Here is a 15,656-nt window from a genome sequence, read left to right as displayed (position 1 = left end):
CGGGCCTCAAAAGTTTTGCACCAAGGATTTGGGCAGGGTGTTGACCTGCACCACCTGCCCATCGGCCTGCACGGTGAAGCGCGTGGCCGTGGCTTCATCGCCGGGCTTGGCCAGCTTGAGCTGGCCGTAAAACACCACCTCGGCGCGTGGGTTGACCTTGATCACATTCACACTCACCTCCACCGGCTGGCCGTTGCGCGACTGGTAGTACTGCAAATTCACGGTGTACTCGCCAGGCACGATGCCGCGCAGCGTCACCACCTCCTGGCGAAAAGGGCTGGTGATGCGGCGGCCGTTGATCAAAATCGCGTCGTTGGCGTCGCCTCGGTCGTCCCGGTCCAGATACATCAGGCCGGCCTCACGCTGGCGGTACCAGACCAGATTGCCGGCCGGGTCCTGCACCCAGGTGTCGATGTCGTTCGGATTGTTGTCGGGCCAGCTCACATTGATGATGTACTCGGCCTTGGAGGGGATGTCGCCGGCCTTCAGCGCCTTGGGGTTCATCGCCAGCAAGGCCACGATGAAGCAGAAGACGAAGGCAATCAGCAGATTGAAGAGCATGTCGTAAAAGGGGTCGACCTCGGGCTCGCGCGGACCCCCGCCGCCCCGCGCGCGCTGTCCTCTGGCATTCATGCGGGCGCCCCTGCGGCCTGGCTGTGCGCCAGGGCCAGGCCGGCGCGCTGGATATCGCTCACCAGGGCGTCGGCATAACGGTCTAGTCGCGTGAGCTGCAGGCCCAGCAAGATATTGCCCACCAGGCCCACCATGGTGCTCAGCAAGGCCACGCCCAGGCCGGAGGTGAGGCTGCGCAGCAGGTCTTGGGTCTGGGTCGGGTCAAAGCTCTGCATGCTGCTGATATTGATCGCCAGGATGGAGAAACCCACCACCTTGCCCAGCAAGCCCAGCTTGAGCTGCAGGCTGTTGACCCACCAGGCCGCGCCATGCGGGCCGTGGCTGCGCTCCAGCAGCAGGTCCAGGGCGGTGTTTTGCTCGGCCTCGGGCGAGTTGGCCGTGCGCAAAAACTCCGCCGCCCAGCTCTGCCCATCCTGGGGCCTGCCCAAGGCCTCTCTTTGCGCCTGCAGCAAGCGGGAGCGTGCGCCACACCACAGCGACGCGGCGGCAAAGACCAGCAGGATCAGCAAGGTGATGCCGGTCGGATCGCTGCGCAATAACAGGGCCCAAATCCCGCGCAGGCCCAGCAGCCAGGCCGCAAAACCCAGCAAGCCCGCCAGGGCCAACCATTCCAGCCACAGGGGCTCGTGCAGCGGCAGCTGCGGCCTGGGCGGCGCGCTCCTGGCTTGGGGCAGGGTCCAGCTGAGGGGCTTCATAGCTCGATCACCATGCCGTCAAAGGCCTGCTCCAGCGCGGCCTGTTCCTGGCTCTGAGGCCCAGAGGCCGCATGGCCCAGCCGGGTCAGGATGCGGCGGCCGGCCGCCCGCGCCTGCCAGGCCTCGGGCGCTTGTGCGTCCAGCAGCCAGCAATCGGCTTGACGCTGCCAGAACTGCCAGGTGCCGCCCTCGGTGCCTGCCTCCTCAGCGCCCCAGGCCTCCGGCTCCGCTGCCAGCAGCGGTGCAAACATCAGGCTCTGCGCGCCGCGCAGGTCCTGCACCCACAAGGCGATGTTGTCACCCACGCTGGCTTCGCGCTGGCGCGCATGGGGCGGGCGCTGGCCGGGCACAGCCAGGGCCACAAAGCGCAGGGATTCAAAGCCGGGGATGCTAAACTCGGCGGCGGTCTGCGTGCCCGCCACCGGCAAGGGGTGCCAGCGCACGGCGCAGTACTGCTCCAGCACGGGCAGCAAGGGCAAGCCATCGGTGAGGTCCTCAAACACCATGGGCGTGGCATAGACCTCCAGTTGGCGGCTCTCGCGCAGGCTCAGCAGGCCGGCCACGCTTTGCAGCTGCGAATCCAGCAAGACCAGGGCCTTGATGGGGCTGCTGCCCCCCGCATCCGGGCCGGGCTGCAAGACCGGGTTTGCGCGAATCTGCGCGGCAATATCGGGCGAGGCATTGACCAAGACCCAGGCCTGGCCATCGGCCGAGATCGCCAAGGCGCTTTGTGTCATGGCCCCCTCACCCGCCTGCTGGCGCAGGCCCTGGCATTGCGAACACGCACAGTTCCAACGCGGTAATCCACCGCTGGCAGCCGCGCCCAAGACCAAAATCTTCATGGCTGGCTCGGCTCCCCCATGGCAAGCTGGGCCACGCTGATTCGGGGCAGGTTTCTTGCTTGTTGCAGGGCATAGGCCGACAGCGCCACCGCCTGCCCCAGCCCTTTGATGAAAGTCCTTGTCATGCCTGTGTCACCGCAATATCCATGCCGAAGCCAGCGGTATGCGCAACCGGCTCGGCCCCGCATTTCCCCGCATGCCTTGGCCCTCAACTGCGCCAAGCTGCACCGCCTTTGTTGCAGACTGGAGCAGATGTTGTCCCAAGGCCTGATCTTGCTGCTACTGCTGCTGGCCCCGGCGCTGGCCCAAGCGCAGGCAGACACCGCCAGCCCCTGCCCCGCCAGCGAATCCGCCGGCTGGCCCCAGCTGCTGCCGGTGGGCCCGGGCTTGTGGCGCATTGCCGCTGCCCGAGGCGAACCCAATGCCAGCAACGGCGGCCTGACCAGCCAGCTTTTTGTGGCCCAGGACGCCAAGGCCCCCGAGTCGCTGTGGCTGGTCGGCAGCGGGCCCACGCCGGCCTTTGGCGCGCGCCTGGCTTGCGCCTTGCAAACCCAATTCCAGCGCCTGCCCAGCGAGCTGATCAACAGCCGCGCCACGCCCGAGCTGGCCATGGGCAATATCGCTTTTGAGCCGGCCCGCATCTGGGCCTTGCCCGAGGTGATGGCCTTGATGAACAAGCGCTGCCAGATGTGCCAGGACAAACTGCGCGCCAAGCTGGGGCCCGTGGTGGGCGCCAGCCTGCTGCCCGAGACGATTCGCACACCGAAGCAGGCGGTGCAAGCACCCGAGCTGGGCCCCTTTGACTGGCTGAACCTGGATCGCGGCATGGGCGAGCATGTGCTGGTGCTGCGCCACCGCGACAGCGGCACGGTGCTGGCCCAAGGCCTGGTGTGGGTGGGCGATGTGCCCGATCTGCAGAAAAGCCGCAGCGATCTGTTCCTGCTCGCCCTGCGCTCCTTGCAGAAGTTTGCCGGCTCGGCCCGGCTGCTGGGCGAGCAGGGCGAGGCCGAACAAAATGCCGCAGGCCAAACGGGCAGCCTGGCCCGGCATATCGCTTACATCGAGGCCTTGCGCGCCAAAGTCTGGGCGCAGCTGCAAGCCGGTCAAGCGCTGGATGTGCAAGACCCCCGTCTGGCCCTGCCCGAGTTCGCCGCCTTGCCCAGCTACGCGCTGCGCCATCCGCTCAATCTGCAACATTTGTGGAAGGAGCTGGAGCCCCAGCTCTTCCAACCGGCCGCGCCTTGAAAGTCGGCTGAGCAGCCCCATCTGTTCTGCTCAACAAAACAGTTATGGAGGGCAAGGGGATGGCGGATACGGGCTGGTGGATTTTGAGTGTGGGCCTGATCGTGCTGGGTTTGATCGGCACGGTGCTGCCGGCCCTGCCCGGCACCGCCCTGGTCTTGGGCGGCATCGTGCTGGGGGCCTGGGTGGGGGACTTCAAGCAAGTGGGACCCTGGAGCTTGGCCCTGATCAGCGCCATGGCCGTGCTGGCCTGGGTGCTGGACTATGTGGCCGGTCTGCTAGGCGCACGCAAGGCCGGGGCCAGCAAGCAGGCCATCGCGGGCGCGGCCCTGGGCACGGTGGCCGGGCTCTTCATGGGCCTGATCGGTGTGTTCTTCATGCCCTTGCTGGGCGCGGCCCTGGGCGAGTATCTGGCCCGCCGGGACGAGGGCCGAGCCCTTAAGGTCGGCCTGGCAACTTGGCTGGGCATCATGGTGGGCCTGATCGCCAAGGTGGTGCTGGCCTTCATGATGATAGGCGTGTTTGTGATCGCCCTGCTGCTGTGATCAAGAGCTCTTGGTCACGGCTGGCGTGTTGTTCCAGTGCAGCTTGCGGTAAATGGTGTTGCGGCTGATGCCCAGCTTTTTGGAGGCGGCCGAGATATTGCCGCCCGCGGCCGCCAAGGCCGCGCGAATCATTTCGATCTCGGCCTGCTCCAGGGTATGGCCCAGGCTGGCCTCGTGGCCCAAGGAGCTCATGGAGCTCATGGAACTCAAGGGGCTTAGACTGGCCCGCATGGCGACCTCGGCCTGTTGCTGAGCGAGCAAGGGATCGAGAGCGCCCACCTGGCCCGCAAAGCCTGAACAAGCCTGTGCTGGCAGACCCTGCGGACTTGTGGCCTCGCTCAGTTTCTCTATCACTTCGCGTTGGGGCGCGGCAGGCGAGGCCCGCTGCGACTGCTGGGCCCCCGCATCCTCCAAAAAATCGTCGGACAGATGGGCGCTGGTGATCTGGGCCTCGCCGGCCGACATCACCGCCGCCGTGCGCAAGACATTGGAGAGCTGGCGAATATTGCCGGGCCAGTGATAGGCCATGAACAGCTCGGCCACCTGCGGGCTCAAGCTTGGCACATCATGGGGCCGCTCGGCCAGCAAGATGCGGCGCACGATCACATCCAGATCGCTGCGCTCACGCAGGGCCGGGATGCGCACGGCCAGGCCGTTGAGGCGGTAGTACAAGTCCTCACGAAAGGACTGAGCGGCGATCATCTCGCGCAGATTGCGGTGGGTGGCGCAGAACACCGCGATGTCCACCGGGATCGATTTGTTAGAGCCCAGCGGCGTCACGCTGCGTTCCTGCAAAACCCGCAGCAGCCGCGCCTGCAGAGGCAGAGGCATATCGCCAATTTCATCCAGGAACAGAGTGCCGCCATTGGCCTGCACGATGCGGCCGGTCGCCCCCTTGCGGCGCGCGCCGGTGAAGGCGCCGTCCTCATAGCCAAACAGCTCGGCCTCGATCAGGGACTCGGGGATGGAGGCGCAGTTGACGGCCACAAAGGGCTGGCGCGCCCGCTTGGAATCCACATGCACGGCACGCGCCAGCAACTCCTTGCCGGTGCCGGTTTCGCCCAGGATCAGCAAGGGGATGTCGCGGTCCAGAATGCGTTGAATTTTCTGCACCAAGGTGTCGACCTGGGCGTCACCGGTGCGCAGATATTGCAGCCCCGAAAGTTTATGACCGGGCTCGCCAGGCTGGGCCGCAAGCGCTGGCGGGGCCCCGAGCTTGCGTGCCGAACGCTCCATGCCCACCCCTTGCTCAACGGAGCCCGGCTCGCAAGCCTCAGCGCCGGGCAGCCAGGAGCGCACCGGGCCGCTGTCGCTGTTCAGGCCGCCCGCAGCCGCGCCATCGAAGGCGCCCGCCTCTTGCTGATCGGGTTTGAGTAAACCCAGGCCCGCCACCACCGGGCGCGAGGGCCAGTCAAAGCGGGCGCTGACATAAAAGCTCTGGCCATTGACCAGGCTCAGACGCATGGGCGCCGACAAAGGCATGCGGAAATGGTCGTAAATGGCGGCCGTGGTCGTGCCTAGCAAGCTGGTGAGGGTCTGCGCCCGCAAGGCCGCGCCGCTCAAGCCCAGCTGATCAAGCGCCCCGCGATTGGCACCCAAGAGCTTGCCATCCGGCCCCACCACCAGAATGCCCTCCAGCAGCGTGCCGATGAACTCGGCCCGGCTGTGGAAGTGCAGGCGCAGGCGGTTGTTGTAATCGTCGGAGAGCCAGTGGTTCTCAATCATGCGGGCCGACATGCGCACCAAGCCCATGGTGTGCTGGTGATAGCTGCGGTGATCGCCGGTCACATCGAGCACGCCCAGCATATTGCCGCGGGGGTCAAAGATGGGCGCGGCCGAGCAGGTCAGGAAATTATTGGCGTGCATGAAATGCTCGGGGCCATGAATCAGCGTGGGCGAACCCTCGAACAAGGCCGTGCCAATCGCATTGGTGCCGCGCGAATGCTCGGCCCAGTTGGCGCCGGGCGCCAGGGCCACCTTATCGGCGCGGGCCAGGAAATCATCGTCGCCCACCGAGTGAAGAATGGTGCCGGCCGCGTCGGTCATCACGATCATGCTTTCGGTATTGATGATTTGCTCAAACAGCATATGCATCACCGGCGCGGCATGCAGATAGAGACGCTGATTGCGCTCACGCGCCAGGGTCAGGTCGCTGCGCACCATGGGTTCGACTTCGCGCTTCTCCGCCCGGGACAGGCCCAGACCCGCACTGCGCTGATGGGACCGCTCGATGAATTCGGCACGCGGCAATGCAGACGCGTTGCCAAGCGCAGGATTGGAAGTCGTGGACATCAAGGTCTTCCTTTTTGCGCTGCCCAAAGCAGCTTGTCTCTCATCGCGCGCACCGGTCATCGATCCATGGCTTGGCTGCTCGCCGCTCGCCCGCATGGCCCTGCCTATGGGCAGAAAGCTCGCTCTGAAGCCGAGCCGGACCGGTGTTCACGCTCTTTTGAACACCCAGGCCCATGCTGCGCGCCGGAGCAAAACTTGTCCATGGAACATTCCCCAGTTTGATCTGTGTCAGATTGGGACAGGCCCGCGTGGCATGGACTTTGCACAAGCTTGGCAAAGCCACAGCAACCCAGCCCAAATCCAAAGCCCAAAGCGGAGACAAACCATGCGCCAGCCAAGCCCCTCTTCCCACACCCGCAAGCAAGGCCTGCCAGCGCCCAGCCCGGGCCTGAGCAAGCCCTTGCATTGGCGCGCCTCGGCCCTTGCCCTGGCCCTGCTGCTGGGCGGCACGGGCCTGGTCTGGAGTCATGGCGATGTCACTCCCCAGGCGGTGGACACCTCCAGCCTGCCCCGCCTGGGCGAGGGCTGGCGCAGCGAAAACCCTTATCGCCAGAACGAAGCCGCCATCAAGGTCGGCAGCTCGGCCTTTGGCCAGAACTGCGCCCGCTGCCACGGGCTTGAAGCCATCTCCGGGGGCATCGCCCCCGACCTGCGCCGGCTGGACAACGACTGCAGCGGCCTCAAAGAGCTCAAGCGCCGTGAGGCCTGCGTCAAGGACAACGACGAGTACTTCCTCACCACGGTGCGCCATGGCCGCAGTCGAAACGGCGCGGTTTACATGCCGCCGTTTGAGGGCGTCTTCGATCAGGAGGCGATATGGGCCATCAAGAGCTATCTGGAAAGTCGTCGCGAGAAGCCTCTGCAGGTGTCGCAATGAAGGCCGGCCGACGCCGCTTGCTGACTCAGCTGGCTCAGCTGGCCGGGCTGGCTTGTGCGGGCACGAGCCTGGGCGAGGCCTGGGCAGCCGGCGTCGATCAGCCCGCCAGCAGCCTGGACAAGATCCTCGCCCGTGGCAGCCTGCGCGTGGGCATCTACCAAGACATGCCGCCTTTTCATGTGCGGGGCCGGGGCATTGATGTGGATCTGGCCCAAGCCCTGGCACAGGCCCTGGGCCTCAAGCTGGAGCTGATGCCTTTCAACGCCGACGAAAGCATGAACGACGACCTGCGCAATATGGTCTGGAAAGGGCATTACCTGGGCTACGGCCCGGCCGATGTGCTGATGCATGTGCCGGTGGACCGGCCGCTGATGGACGCCACGCCCCAGGCCCTGATTTTTGCGCCCTACTACCGCGAGCACATCGTGCTGGCTCGCAACAAGGCGCGCCTGCCGCAGCTGGAGCAACTCGCCCAGCTGGGCCGCGAAACGGTGGCCGTGCCGGGCCAGACCTTGGCCGGTTGGTTGATGCTGGGTGCCGATGGCGGGGCCTACCAAGGCCAGCTGAACACCCATTGGAAGGATGGCGCCGAATGCGCCCAAGCCCTGCTGCGAGGCGAGTTCGCGGCCGCCGTGGGCCTGGCCTCGGAGCTGGAATCGGTCTTGCGTGGCCGCGCCGACTTCGCCATCGAAGCCCTGCCCCTGGCCCGCGCGCCACGCGATGGCTGGGCCACCGGACTGGCCGTCAAGAAAGACGCGGTCGGTCTGGCGCAAGCCCTGCAAGCGGCACTCAATACCTTGACGAGCCGAGGCGAGTTGAAGCGCATCTTCGAGGCCCACAATGTGAGCTGGCAAAAAGCATGAAGCGCCGCCCACTCCCGCGGCCCTGCCCTCGCCAAGGCCTGAGCCTGCGCCCGACCGTGTGCGTCGCCCTGCTGCTCTGCGCCACGGCCCAGGCGCAAGAAACGGAGGCACGCGCCAGCCTGGAGCGCGTGGTCGTTAGCGCCACCCGCAGCGAGGCGCAGAGCTTTGACGTGCCGGCCTCCATCAGCCGTATCGACGGCGACGAAGCCCGGGACCGCCGCGCCCAGATCAATATCTCCGAGAGCTTGCTTGCCGTGCCCGGCCTGCTGGCGCGGGACCGCCAAAACTATGCGCAAGACGTGCAGATTTCGGTGCGGGGCTTTGGCGCGCGGGCCAGTTTTGGCATCCGCGGTGTGCGCCTCTATGTGGACGGCATCCCCGCCACCTTGCCCGATGGGCAGGGCCAAATCAGCCATGTGGACCTAGGGTCGGTTGGCAGGATGGAGGTTTTGCGCGGCCCCTTCTCGGCGCTCTACGGCAACTCCTCAGGCGGCGTCATCAATGTCTTCAGCGAGGACGGCGCGGGGCCGCCTCGCTTGGGCCTGAGCGTCGCCACCGGCTCCGATGGCCTGCGCCGCATCAGCAGCCAGCTCAGTGGCGCGGTGGAAGGCCCCAAACAATTCAGCTATATGCTCAGCGCCAGCCAGTTCGACACCGAGGGCTATCGCGAGCACAGCCAGGCCCAACGCCGCCTGGGCAACGTCAAGCTGAGCCTGCGGCCGGATGAGGCTAGCAAGCTGACCCTCGTTGCCAATCGGGTGGACCTGCCCATCGCCCAAGACCCGCTAGGCCTTACACGGGCCCAGTTCCAGGCCGACCCGCGCAGCGTCGATCCCTCGGCCCTGAGCTTCAACACCCGCAAGACCATGGATCAAACCCAGCTGGGCCTGATCTACGAACGCCAGCTCGACAGCAGCAATGCCTTGACGGCCATGGTCTACGGCGGCCACCGAAACACCGAGCAGTTCCAGTCCATCCCGGTCGCCACTCAAAAAAATCCGCTGCATCCGGGCGGCGTGATCGACCTAACGCGGGACTACCGCGGAGCCGATTTGCGCTGGAACCTCAAGACCCTGTGGGCCGGCGGGCTCTTGCAGGCCGTCGCGGGTCTGGCCTATGACCAGCTGAAAGAAGAGCGCCGCGGCTACCTCAACTATGTGGGCAGCAGCCTGGGCGTACAGGGCGATTTGCGCCGCCAGGAAAACAACGAGGTCAGCAGCCTGGACCCCTATCTGCAGCTGAGCTGGCAGCCCGCGCCGCGCTGGACCCTCAATGCCGGGCTGCGCCGCACCCAAGTGCATTTCAAGTCCAACGACGCCTACATCACGGCCAGCAACCCGGACGATAGTGGCAGCGCCGACTACCGTGCCACCCTGCCAGTGCTGGGTCTGCTCTACGCCCTCAGCCCTGGCCTGCATGTTTACGCCTCGGCCGGGCGAGGCTTTGAGACGCCCACGCTGAATGAGCTGTCCTACCGGCCCAACGGCCAGACCGGCCTCAACTTCGCCCTGCAAGCCGCCCGCAGCGACAGCCTGGAACTGGGCCTCAAGGCTAGAAGCAGCGAATGGGGGCAAGGCAGCCTAGCCCTGTTCCAGACCCACACGGCGCAGGAGATCGTGACGCAAAGCAATGTGGGCGGCCGCGCCAGCTACCAGAACGCCGGCCGCAGCCGCCGCCTGGGTTTAGAGCTGGCCTGGAGCAAGACCTTGCCTCGCGACCTGCAAGCCCAGCTGGCCTACACCTATCTGGACGCCGAGTATCGCGACGGCTTCATGACTTGCACCAGCAGCCCCTGTGCCTCGCCCAATCAAGCCATCGCCGCGGGCAGCAAGATTCCTGGCATCGCCAAGCATGCCTTCTTCGCTGCGCTCAACTGGGCGCCACCACAGGGCTGGCGCGCGGGGCTGGAGGCTCGCGCCCTGAGCCAGGTCTTTGTCAACGACCTCAATAGCGATGCCGCACCCGGCCATGGCCTGCTAAGCGCCAACGCGGGCTATCTGCTCAAGCTGGGGGCCTGGGATGTGAACGCCTTTGTGCGCATCGACAATCTTTTCGATCGCCAGGTGTCGGGCTCGGTCATCGTCAACGAGGGCAACAGCCGCTTCTTCGAGCCCGCGCCGGGCCGCATTTGGCTGGCCAGCATCTCGGCCGGCCTGAGCTTCTGAGATGGGCGCGCCGCGCTACGACCGCTTTGCCCGCTGGCTGCATGCCTTGATGGGCCTGGCCTTGCTGGCCCAGATCGGCTTTGGCTTCGCGCTCGATGAACTGGCCCCGCGTGGCACACCGGCGCGCGCTGGAGTCATCAATCTGCACAAGTCCTGGGGCTTGATCTTGCTGGGCCTGTTGCTGCTGCGCCTGTTCTGGCGTCTGCGACAGCCCTCACCCGGCTGGCCTGCCCGCATGAGCCGGGCACAGACCCTGGCCGCGCTATGGGGCCACCGCGCCCTCTACGCCTGCATGCTGCTGATGCCGCTGAGCGCCTATCTGGCCTCCAACTTCAGCAAGCACGGCATCAAGTTTTTTGGCCATGCCATCGCGCCCTGGGGGCCCGAATCGCCGGCCGTCTACGCCGCCTTGAATGGCTTTCACAAAGGTCTGGCCTGGGTCTTCTGCGCGCTGATCCTGGGCCATATCGCCATGGCCTTGAAGCACCACTTTGTGGACCGCGACGGCCTCTTGCAAAGAATCTGGCCCTGAGCTTGGAGTACCCCATGCTGACCCGTCAACTCAAGACTTTTCTGGCCCTGCTCCTGCCTCTGTGCGCGGGGGCCGCACCCTTTGCCTATGTGCCCAACGAGGGCTCGGGCACGCTCAGCGTGATCGATACCGCCACCGATCAGGTGCTGACCGAGATCGCCGCAGGCAAGAAGCCGCGCGGCACGGTGATCAGCCTGGACGGCAAGCTGGCCTACGTCAGCGATCAAGCGGGCAACCAGCTGGTCTTGCTGGACCTACAGGCACGCAAGGCCATCGCCAGCATCGATCTGGGCGAATCACCCGAGGGCGTGGGTATCTCGCCCGATGGGCGCTGGGTGGTGGCGGCCATTGAGGAAAGCAATGAGGTGGTCTTTGTGGACACCCGAACCCAGAGCAAGGCCTTTGGCGTGAGCTTGAAAGGCAAGAACCCCGAGCACGCCGTCTTCAGCCCGGACGGCTTGCAGGTCTTCGTCAGTGCCGAAGAAGGCGAGGCGGTCGATGTGATCGATGTGGCCGCACGCCGCCAGATCGGCCAGATCGCCGTGGGCGCCAGGCCGCGCGGCATTGGTTTCTCGCCCGACGGACGGCGGGCTTATGTGGCGGCGGAGAACGCCAGCGAGCTCTATGTGATCGACCGGGCCAGCCTGAGCATCAGCGCCAAGATTCCGGCCGGCCTGCGAGCCAATGGCATCGCCGTCAGCCCAGATGGGCGCCAGGTCTATATCTCGAATGGCGGGGCGGCCAGCGTCTCGGTGCTGGACAGCGCCTCGCTGCAAATCGTGGCGACGATTGCCGTGGGCGCCCGGCCCTGGAATATGGCCCTGACGCCCGACGGCAAAAAGCTCTACGTGGCCTGTGGCCGCGCGGGCACGGTCTCGGTCATCGATACCGAGAGCCGCCGCAAACTCAGCGATATCGCCGTGGGCAAGCTGCCTTGGGGTGTGGCGATTCGCTAAAGCTTGGGCGCTTTTCTCAAGCCTGGGCGGCGCGCCGACGCAGGGCCAGCAGGAGCAAGCCCGCGGCGCTCAATGCCCAGGTGGCAGGCTCGGGCACCGCAGCCACAGCACCGCCGACATAGAAGTTGGTGTTATTGCTGACTGCCGCATTCAAAGCCGCCAGGCCGGCCGCATTGAAGTTGACCGTGACCAAGCCACCCGCGCTGCTGGCATCCACCACCACCGTGCCATAGCTGATGCCCGAGCCAAGATCGTTGTAAAGCGCCACGCCCGATCCCAGGGAAGGGTTGCTGCTCACATCGAACAAGGTGTAGGTGATGGTGCTGGCTGGCGTGATGTAGCCATTGCTCGGTTGATTCAAAACCAGGCTGGCGGTATTGACCGTGCCGCTGAAGAGATTGTTGAAATTGAAGGCAAAGTAGTTGTGGTACTCGGCATCGTTACCGAAACAACCATCGGAGCTGCCGCAGACACCGGCGATGTAGTTGGCGCCGCTGCCGCCACCGTTGTTGGAGCCGGTCTGGTCGACCCAGCCGCGCGAAAACTCGATCACCTGGTTGCTGCCATTGAGCTGCAGATAGTTGGTCGTGCTGCCACCGGAGTAGGCAAAGGTGGCGTTGCTGAAACCGGCGAAGCTGAGGCCCGACACCGACAAGGCGCTGGCGGCCACGAGGAGGCGAAGTGAGGCGGTATGACGCATGGGAGCTCTCTTTCTATGGGGTTGAACAAGCACTGGGAAGGCCTGTTCAGAGTAGTCCGCCTAGGGCACTAGCGCATCCTTTGAGCTAGGGGATTCAGGCTCCGAAATTCATCAATTGATGCCACGGGTTTGCCCGAATGAGGCCGGCAGTGCAGGCCGGGGCGATAGGTGAACCCTGCGCGCCAGGCGGCCGCGCTCCTCAGTAATGCGGCGGCAACTCATCGCGCAGGCTGCGAAAGCCCGGGCCGCTACCCTGCTCCAGCTGCTGCGATTGCAGGCGGGCGAACTCGCGCCCGAGGGCGTCGATCTGCTGCTGCTGACGCACGATGACTTGATTGAGCTGCTCGACCAGGTCCTCGGTGAAGCTGGCCTTGATCTCCAGCTCGGTCAGGCGTTGCTCGGTGATGTTGTGTTGATCCATGGCCGTATTGGACCCCATCCGCGCCGGGCCCGGCCTGGGCTGGGGGTGCAAAAAGACACTTGACCTGAGCAGTGCCTCGGCTTGCCTACAATCCCTAGCTCACCATGCCAAACAACGCCTTGCCCATTCTCAATATTTCCGCCTACAAATTTGTGGGCTTGCCGGACTGCCTGGCCCTGCGCGAGCACTTGTTCGAGCGCGCCCAAGCGCTGGCGCTCAAGGGCACCGTGCTGCTGGCCGAGGAAGGCATCAATCTGTTTTTGGCCGGCTCGGCCGAGGGCGTGCGCGCCTGGGTCAAGGCCTTGCAAGAAGATGCCCGCTTTGCCGACCTCGCGCCCAAGGAGAGTTGGAGCGAGGGCGTGCCCTTTCGCAAGCTGCTGGTCAAGGTCAAGCCGGAGATCATCCGCATGAACCATCCGGCCATTCGACCGGACGCCCTGCCCCGCGCCCCCGCCCTGCCGGCCACCACGCTGGCGCGCTGGTTGGCCCAAGGCCATGACGACGAGGGCCGGCCCGTGGTCACCCTGGACACCCGCAATGCCTTCGAGGTGGATTACGGCACTTTTGAGGGCGCGATCGATTGGCGTATCGCCAAGTTCAGCGAATTCCCCGAGGCCGTGCAAGCCCACCGCGAAGAGCTGCTGGGCAAGACGGTGGTGAGCTTTTGCACCGGCGGCATCCGTTGTGAAAAGGCGGCGATTTACCTGCAGCAACAAAATTTAGATGGCCCGGTCTACCAGCTGGAAGGCGGCATCCTGAAGTACTTCGAGGAAACCGGGGGCCCGCATTACCAAGGCGCTTGCTTTGTGTTTGACCAGCGCGAAGCGCTGGACGCCGGCCTGGCGCCGTCCACCGAGATCGTCCGCCCCGCCTCTGAGGCGCATCGCGAAGCCTCGGCTCAGGCGCTGCGCGCCAAAGTCGCTTAGATCAACACCCTCGCCGACAAGCGCTAGACTTTCCCGGTGCAAAAGCTCTCCGAGATCCTGCCGCGCCTGATTGGCGTGGCCTTGCTGCTGGCCGCCCTGGGCTTTGCCGCCACCAAGGCCCCCGACCGCCCGCTGGAAAGCCTGGTGGGCCGCTGGGCCCTGCCGCCCTCGGAGTTCCTGGACCTGAACGGCCAGCTGCTGCATATCCGCGATGTGGGCCCGCGCGAGGACCCCGCCCCCCTGCTCTTGCTGCACGGCACCTCCAGCAGCCTGCACACCTGGCAGGGCTGGATCGACGGCCTGCAAAAAACCGGCGAGGCGCGCCGCATCATCACCCTGGACCTGCCGGGTTTTGGCCTGACCGGCCCACAGGCCGAGGGCGATTACAGCAACGCGGCTTACCTACGCCTGATCGAGGCCTTGCTGAAGCATTTGGGACTGCAACAAGTCGTGCTGGGCGGCAATTCCCTGGGTGGCGAGCTGGCTTGGGAGTACGCGGCGGCGCACCCAAGCAGCGTCAAGGCCTTGATCCTGGTGGATGCTGCCGGCTATGCCCTGGCCCCCGAATCCATGCCCATGGGCTTTAGATTGGCGCGCCTGCCCGTGCTCGCTCATATTGCCGACTATGTCTTGCCGCGCTTCCTGGTGGAGCGCAGCTTGCAATCCGTCTACGGTGAGCCCAGCCGGGTGAGCGCGGAACTGGTCGATCGCTATTTTGAGCTGACCCTGCGCAGCGGCAATCGGCCCGCCTTGCGCGAGCGCTTCGCGCAGATGCAGCCCGGCGCCCATGCGGACAAACTGCGCCAATTGCGCCTGCCCACCCTGATTCTCTGGGGCGAGAAGGACCGCCTGATCCCTCCCAGCTTCGCGCAGAACTTTGCCCGCGACATCGTCGGCAGCCGCCTGGTGATGCTGCCGGGCCTGGGCCATGTTCCCCAGGAAGAGGACCCCGCCGCCTCCTTGGCGCCCGTCCTGGACTTTCTGCATACGCTCAAACCCTAAGAGCCAAGTCTTGATTCGCATTGCAAGATCAAAGCTTGGACATTTCCTCCCCCGTACTCTTCTTTGTACCTCTTTACTGCCCCCATCCTTTTTCTAGGAGAGCTCATGCAACGCCGTTCCCTGATCGCCCGTACCACCACCGCCTTGGCCCTTGCCGCCCTGGCTTGCAGCAGTTTCAGCGTCCAGGCCCAAGGCCCGGAATGGAAGAAGATCCGCATCGGCGTGGAAGGTGCTTACCCACCCTTCTCCGAAGTGGGCGCCGACGGCAAGCTCAAGGGCTTCGAGATCGATCTGGCCCTGGCCTATTGCGCCGAGATGAAGGCCGAGTGCACCCTGGTGCAGCAAGACTTTGACGGCCTGATCCCCGCTCTGCAGGCCCGCAAGGTCGATGCCATCATCGCCTCCGTCTCCATCACCGACGAGCGCAAGAAGGTCATCGCCTTCTCCAACCCCTACTACAACACCCCGGCCCGCTTTGTGGCCAAGAGCGGCGTCAAGTTTGATCTGACCCCGGCCGGTCTGAAGGGCAAGAAGATCGGCGTGCAAAGCGCCACCATCCACGAGGCCTATGCCTCGGCCATCTTCAAGCAAAGCGATATCGTGCGCTACCAGTCGCAAGACCAGGTCTTTCTGGACCTGAAGTCTGGCCGCGTGGACCTGACCCTGGCCGATATGCCGGCCGCCGACTTCGGCTTCCTGAAGAAGCCCGAGGGCAAGGGCTTCGCCTTTGTCGGCCCCAACTTCGATGATGTGAAGTACTTTGGCGTCGGCTCTGGCGTCGGGCTGCGCAAGGCCGACGAGAAGACCTTGGGCAAGAAGTTCAACGACGCCATCGCCGCCGTGCAGGCCAATGGCACCTTCAAGAAGATCAACGACAAGTACTTCGACTACGACATTTCGATCAAGAAGAAGTAAACCCGGGCCTGTTGGCCTCGGCGGTGGGCTGCTGCGGCCCGCCGCCGCTT

16 protein-coding genes are annotated in these 15,656 nt (G+C 65.2%); 10 read left to right on the top strand and 6 right to left on the bottom strand.

Features of this window, described 5'->3' with window-relative positions; genetic code table 11:
- Positions 1-6: 6 nt before the first annotated feature.
- From DBR47_RS02875 to DBR47_RS02865, 3 genes are read right to left on the bottom strand one after another with little or no spacing between them, the layout of a single operon-like run.
- Positions 7-633: a hypothetical protein gene (locus DBR47_RS02875; RefSeq protein WP_124446645.1), complete on the bottom strand. Its 627-nt coding sequence runs from the start codon at positions 631-633 to the stop codon at positions 7-9.
- Positions 630-1,328, bottom strand: a complete 699-nt coding sequence (locus DBR47_RS02870; RefSeq protein WP_124446643.1) for a MotA/TolQ/ExbB proton channel family protein — start codon at positions 1,326-1,328, stop codon at positions 630-632. Before DBR47_RS02870 ends, DBR47_RS02875 begins: the two co-directional genes overlap by 4 nt.
- Entirely contained in the window at positions 1,325-2,170 is an 846-nt protein-coding gene (locus tag DBR47_RS02865) for an MBL fold metallo-hydrolase (RefSeq protein ID WP_124446641.1), read from the bottom strand. Before DBR47_RS02865 ends, DBR47_RS02870 begins: the two co-directional genes overlap by 4 nt.
- 252 nt (positions 2,171-2,422) lie before the next feature.
- Between DBR47_RS02865 and DBR47_RS02860 the strand changes: the two genes are divergently transcribed.
- Both DBR47_RS02860 and DBR47_RS02855 read left to right on the top strand, forming a co-directional pair.
- Positions 2,423-3,415 (top strand): hypothetical protein, encoded by a 993-nt coding sequence (locus tag DBR47_RS02860; protein WP_124446639.1) that lies wholly within the window; start codon positions 2,423-2,425, stop codon positions 3,413-3,415.
- A 59-nt stretch (positions 3,416-3,474) separates the two neighbouring features.
- A complete protein-coding gene (locus DBR47_RS02855; RefSeq protein WP_124446637.1) occupies positions 3,475-3,957 on the top strand; it encodes a DUF456 domain-containing protein in 483 nt (160 codons plus the stop codon).
- Here DBR47_RS02855 and DBR47_RS02850 read toward each other — a convergent pair whose 3' ends face one another.
- Positions 3,958-6,249 carry a sigma-54-dependent Fis family transcriptional regulator gene (locus DBR47_RS02850; protein WP_124446634.1) on the bottom strand — a complete coding sequence of 764 codons (2,292 nt, stop codon included), beginning with the start codon at positions 6,247-6,249 and terminating at the stop codon, positions 3,958-3,960. It abuts the gene before it with no gap.
- 325 nt (positions 6,250-6,574) lie between these two features.
- Here DBR47_RS02850 and pedF point away from each other — a divergent pair, with 325 nt between their 5' ends.
- From pedF to DBR47_RS02825, 5 genes are read left to right on the top strand one after another with little or no spacing between them, the layout of a single operon-like run.
- Positions 6,575-7,126 carry a cytochrome c-550 PedF gene (gene pedF, locus DBR47_RS02845; RefSeq protein ID WP_124446632.1) on the top strand — a complete coding sequence of 184 codons (552 nt, stop codon included), beginning with the start codon at positions 6,575-6,577 and terminating at the stop codon, positions 7,124-7,126.
- Positions 7,123-7,989 (top strand): transporter substrate-binding domain-containing protein, encoded by an 867-nt coding sequence (locus tag DBR47_RS02840; RefSeq protein ID WP_231512092.1) that lies wholly within the window; start codon positions 7,123-7,125, stop codon positions 7,987-7,989. Before pedF ends, DBR47_RS02840 begins: the two co-directional genes overlap by 4 nt.
- Positions 7,986-10,154, top strand: a complete 2,169-nt coding sequence (locus DBR47_RS02835; RefSeq protein WP_124446628.1) for a TonB-dependent receptor — start codon at positions 7,986-7,988, stop codon at positions 10,152-10,154. The genes DBR47_RS02840 and DBR47_RS02835 overlap by 4 nt, the downstream gene beginning before the upstream one ends.
- A 1-nt stretch (position 10,155) precedes the next feature.
- Entirely contained in the window at positions 10,156-10,686 is a 531-nt protein-coding gene (locus tag DBR47_RS02830; protein WP_124446626.1) for a cytochrome b, read from the top strand.
- Between the two features lie 14 nt (positions 10,687-10,700).
- Complete coding sequence (locus tag DBR47_RS02825; protein WP_124446624.1) at positions 10,701-11,642, top strand: beta-propeller fold lactonase family protein; 942 nt, start codon at positions 10,701-10,703, stop codon at positions 11,640-11,642.
- Between the two features lie 16 nt (positions 11,643-11,658).
- Here the strand turns inward: DBR47_RS02825 and DBR47_RS02820 are convergent, their stop codons facing one another.
- Both DBR47_RS02820 and DBR47_RS02815 read right to left on the bottom strand, forming a co-directional pair.
- The gene (locus DBR47_RS02820; RefSeq protein ID WP_124446622.1) at positions 11,659-12,342 is read right to left on the bottom strand and encodes a PEP-CTERM sorting domain-containing protein; all 684 of its coding nucleotides are present in this window, start codon (positions 12,340-12,342) and stop codon (positions 11,659-11,661) included.
- 199 nt (positions 12,343-12,541) lie between these two features.
- On the bottom strand, positions 12,542-12,763 hold the full coding sequence (locus tag DBR47_RS02815) for a SlyX family protein (protein WP_124446620.1): 222 nt from the start codon (positions 12,761-12,763) through the stop codon (positions 12,542-12,544).
- A 104-nt stretch (positions 12,764-12,867) separates the two neighbouring features.
- Between DBR47_RS02815 and DBR47_RS02810 the strand changes: the two genes are divergently transcribed.
- The 3 genes from DBR47_RS02810 to DBR47_RS02800 all read left to right on the top strand — a co-directional run bounded on the left by DBR47_RS02810 (position 12,868) and on the right by DBR47_RS02800 (position 15,606).
- The gene (locus DBR47_RS02810) at positions 12,868-13,689 is read left to right on the top strand and encodes a sulfurtransferase (RefSeq protein WP_124446618.1); all 822 of its coding nucleotides are present in this window, start codon (positions 12,868-12,870) and stop codon (positions 13,687-13,689) included.
- 36 nt (positions 13,690-13,725) lie between these two features.
- Positions 13,726-14,691, top strand: a complete 966-nt coding sequence (locus tag DBR47_RS02805; protein WP_124446616.1) for an alpha/beta fold hydrolase — start codon at positions 13,726-13,728, stop codon at positions 14,689-14,691.
- Between the two features lie 105 nt (positions 14,692-14,796).
- Entirely contained in the window at positions 14,797-15,606 is an 810-nt protein-coding gene (locus tag DBR47_RS02800) for an ABC transporter substrate-binding protein (protein WP_124446614.1), read from the top strand.
- Positions 15,607-15,656 lie beyond the last annotated feature (50 nt).

This window comes from Paucibacter sp. KBW04 (assembly GCF_003852425.1).
In the GTDB taxonomy this organism is placed as follows: Bacteria; Pseudomonadota; Gammaproteobacteria; order Burkholderiales; family Burkholderiaceae_C; genus Paucibacter_A.
The sequence above is the reverse complement of the archived record's forward strand: the minus strand, read 5'-3'. Positions and strand labels throughout refer to the sequence as shown.

Excerpts from the sequence above, each read along its gene's own strand:
- DBR47_RS02875 (WP_124446645.1), bottom strand. The coding sequence starts at position 633 with ATGAATGCCAGAGGACAGCGCGCGCGGGGCGGCGGGGGTCCGCGCGAG.
- DBR47_RS02870 (WP_124446643.1), bottom strand. The coding sequence starts at position 1,328 with ATGAAGCCCCTCAGCTGGACCCTGCCCCAAGCCAGGAGCGCGCCGCCC.
- DBR47_RS02865 (WP_124446641.1), bottom strand. The coding sequence starts at position 2,170 with ATGAAGATTTTGGTCTTGGGCGCGGCTGCCAGCGGTGGATTACCGCGT.
- DBR47_RS02860 (WP_124446639.1), top strand. The coding sequence starts at position 2,423 with ATGTTGTCCCAAGGCCTGATCTTGCTGCTACTGCTGCTGGCCCCGGCG.
- DBR47_RS02855 (WP_124446637.1), top strand. The coding sequence starts at position 3,475 with ATGGCGGATACGGGCTGGTGGATTTTGAGTGTGGGCCTGATCGTGCTG.
- DBR47_RS02850 (WP_124446634.1), bottom strand. The coding sequence starts at position 6,249 with ATGTCCACGACTTCCAATCCTGCGCTTGGCAACGCGTCTGCATTGCCG.
- pedF (WP_124446632.1), top strand. The coding sequence starts at position 6,575 with ATGCGCCAGCCAAGCCCCTCTTCCCACACCCGCAAGCAAGGCCTGCCA.
- DBR47_RS02840 (WP_231512092.1), top strand. The coding sequence starts at position 7,123 with ATGAAGGCCGGCCGACGCCGCTTGCTGACTCAGCTGGCTCAGCTGGCC.
- DBR47_RS02835 (WP_124446628.1), top strand. The coding sequence starts at position 7,986 with ATGAAGCGCCGCCCACTCCCGCGGCCCTGCCCTCGCCAAGGCCTGAGC.
- DBR47_RS02830 (WP_124446626.1), top strand. The coding sequence starts at position 10,156 with ATGGGCGCGCCGCGCTACGACCGCTTTGCCCGCTGGCTGCATGCCTTG.
- DBR47_RS02825 (WP_124446624.1), top strand. The coding sequence starts at position 10,701 with ATGCTGACCCGTCAACTCAAGACTTTTCTGGCCCTGCTCCTGCCTCTG.
- DBR47_RS02820 (WP_124446622.1), bottom strand. The coding sequence starts at position 12,342 with ATGCGTCATACCGCCTCACTTCGCCTCCTCGTGGCCGCCAGCGCCTTG.
- DBR47_RS02815 (WP_124446620.1), bottom strand. The coding sequence starts at position 12,763 with ATGGATCAACACAACATCACCGAGCAACGCCTGACCGAGCTGGAGATC.
- DBR47_RS02810 (WP_124446618.1), top strand. The coding sequence starts at position 12,868 with ATGCCAAACAACGCCTTGCCCATTCTCAATATTTCCGCCTACAAATTT.
- DBR47_RS02800 (WP_124446614.1), top strand. The coding sequence starts at position 14,797 with ATGCAACGCCGTTCCCTGATCGCCCGTACCACCACCGCCTTGGCCCTT.